Annotated in this window: 2 protein-coding genes; one reads left to right on the forward strand and one right to left on the reverse strand. The window is 77.4% G+C overall.

The features are described from left to right. A partial coding sequence (locus EEJ42_RS32405; RefSeq protein WP_123105495.1) for an FAD-dependent oxidoreductase occupies positions 1–1459 on the forward strand: 1459 nt, incomplete at its 5' end. A gap of 17 nt (positions 1460–1476) precedes the next feature. Here the strand turns inward: EEJ42_RS32405 and EEJ42_RS32410 are convergent. Continuing rightward, complete coding sequence (locus EEJ42_RS32410; protein ID WP_123105497.1) at positions 1477–2469, reverse strand: Rieske (2Fe-2S) protein; 993 nt, start codon at positions 2467–2469, stop codon at positions 1477–1479. Positions 2470–2540: the final 71 nt, after the last annotated feature.

The raw sequence follows: 2540 nt of genomic DNA on the forward strand, positions 1-2540 counted from the left end.
TGCGCCGCGGGTCGCGGTGGTGGGCGGCGGGATCGCGGGGCTCGCGGCGGCGACCGCACTGGCCGAGCGCGGGGTCGCGGTGGTGCTGTACGAGCGCCGCGCGGTGCTCGGCGGGCGGCTGGCCGGGTGGCCGACGACGCTCGCGGACGGGTCGGCGGCGACGATGTGCCGCGGTTTCCACGCCTTCTTCCGGCAGTACTACAACCTGCGGGGGCTGCTGCGGCGGATCGACCCGGCCTTACGCCTGCTCACCGCGCTGCCGGACTACCCGCTGTGGCACGGATCGGGCCTGCGCGACGGTTTCGCGGGCGTTCCGCGCACCCCGCCGTGGTCCGCGCTCGGCTTCGTCGCGCGCAGCCCGTCGTTCGGCTGGCGGGATCTGGCGGGCATGGACCCGGTGGCGGCGCTGCCGCTGTTCGACGTCCGGCTGCCGTGGATCCACGAGCGGCTGGACGCGCTGAGCGCGGCGGAGTTCCTGGACGCGGTCCGTTTCCCGGCGGCGGCCCGGCACCTGGCGTTCGAGGTGTTCTCCCGCAGCTTCTTCACGGATCCGGGCGAGCTGTCCGCGGCCGAACTGGCGGTGATGTTCCACATCTACTTCCTCGGATCGAGCGAGGGCCTGCTGTTCGACGTGGTGCGCGAGCCGTTCCCGTACGCGCTGTGGGATCCGCTGCGGCGTTACCTGGAGGGCCACGGCACCCGGGTGCGGCCGGGCGCCGCCGTGGAGTCGGTACGGCCGCTGGACGGCGGACGGGTGGCGGTGGACGGGGACGCGTACGACGGGGCGGTGCTCGCCCTGGACACGGCGGGGCTGCGCACGCTGGTCGCGAACTCCCCCGGCCTGGGCGACCCGGGGTGGCGGGACCGGATCGCGGCCCTGCGGACCGCGCCGCCGTTCCTGGTCTCCCGCCTGTGGCTCGGCGCGCCCGTGGACCCCGGCCGCCCCGGTTTCCTCGGGACGAGCGGCTACGGCCCGCTCGACAACGTCAGCGTCGTGTCCCGCTGGGAGGGCGAAGCCCGCCGATGGGCCGCGGCCACCGGCGGATCGGTGCTGGAGCTGCACGCGTACGCGGTCGGCCCGGACGCCGACCGGGCCGCCGTGGAGCGCCGGTTGCGGGCGGAGCTGGCCCGGGTCTACCCCGAGACCCGGGACGCCCCGGTGGTCGACGTACGCCACGAATGGCGCGCCGACTGCCCGGCCTTCCCGGTCGGCGGCTACCGCGACCGGCCCACGGTGCGCACGCCCGACCCGGCGGTGGTGCTGGCCGGGGACCTGGTCCGCACCGATCTGCCGGTCGCCCTGATGGAACGGGCGGCCACCAGCGGCTTCCTGGCCGCCAACGCGCTGCTCGCCCGCTGGGGCGTGAGCGGCCAGCGGCTGTGGACGGTCCCCCGCCACGGCCGTACGGCCGTGCTGCGCGGTGTGCACCGGCTGGCCGGGAAACACCACCGGCCGTGACCACTGCGGCCCGCCGGTCAGCCCGGGAAGCGGCCCGCCTCCCGCAGGGCCCAGCGGCGTTCGGCGTAGGCGAGGTCGTCGCGCCACAGGCGGCCCGCGGCGGCGCGCATCAGGGGCCGCAACAGGGGTGCGGCCGCCCGGGCGACGGCGAAGCCGGGGCGGTCGGACGTGGCGAGGACCGCCTCGATGACGGCGGTGCGCGGGCGGCCGCGGTGATCGGGGGTCAGCGGGGTGGCGTGGGTTTCGACCACGGAGCCACGGCCCTCGCCGTCGGTGATGCGCATGACGACGGTGCGTGGCCCGGGTGCGGAGAACACGGCGCGGACGGGGACGACCACCCGACCGGCCACCTTGAAGGACACCCGGACGGCGAGGGCGTCGTCGCCGTCCGGCTCCTCGACGGTGAGGTCGACGAAGGAGTACGGGTGGAACCACCCGCCGTGCCACGGGTCGAGGCGGTTGGCGACGACATCGGCCGGCTCGCAGGTGCCGGTGACGTCGTGGACGGCGGCGAGCGTGGCCCCGGTCACCGGGCGGGGCGGCAGCACCGGGCGTTCCAGCGGCTCCTCGCCACCGGCCGCGTCGAGCCGTACCCAGGCGAGGACGCCGTCGTCGTGGGCGGGCAGCGGACACCAGCCCGGCCCCGTGGCGTCCCCGGGCAGGGCGAGGCCGTGCCAGTGGCACACGAGCCTGCCGCGGCTGACCACCGCGTCCTTCAGCGGCGCCCCGAGGTGCGGGCAGGCGCCGGGCCCCGCGACGAGACGTCCGCCAGAGCCGCGCCAGGCCACCACCTCGGTACCGGCGACGGTCCGGCCGAAGGGGCGGCCCGGGGCGACGGCGGCGGACGCGCCGAGCACGTACCAGTTGCCCGACGGGCGGTCCTGCGCCCGATTCAGGGCCGCGGCGATCAGGGCGGGCCTGGCCTCCCGCCAGGTGGGCCGCTGCCGGTCCCAGGGGACACCGCGGCGGCGCAGGGAGAGCGGGAGGCGGCGGGTGGCGGAGGGCCTCACGCGGCCTCCCCGACGGCGGGCGGCGGGGCGGTGCGTGCCGTACGGGCGGCCAGCAGCCGGGCGGCGCCGAC

The sequence above is a fragment of the Streptomyces botrytidirepellens genome, assembly GCF_003721215.1.
Taxonomy (GTDB): domain Bacteria; phylum Actinomycetota; class Actinomycetes; order Streptomycetales; family Streptomycetaceae; genus Streptomyces; species Streptomyces himastatinicus.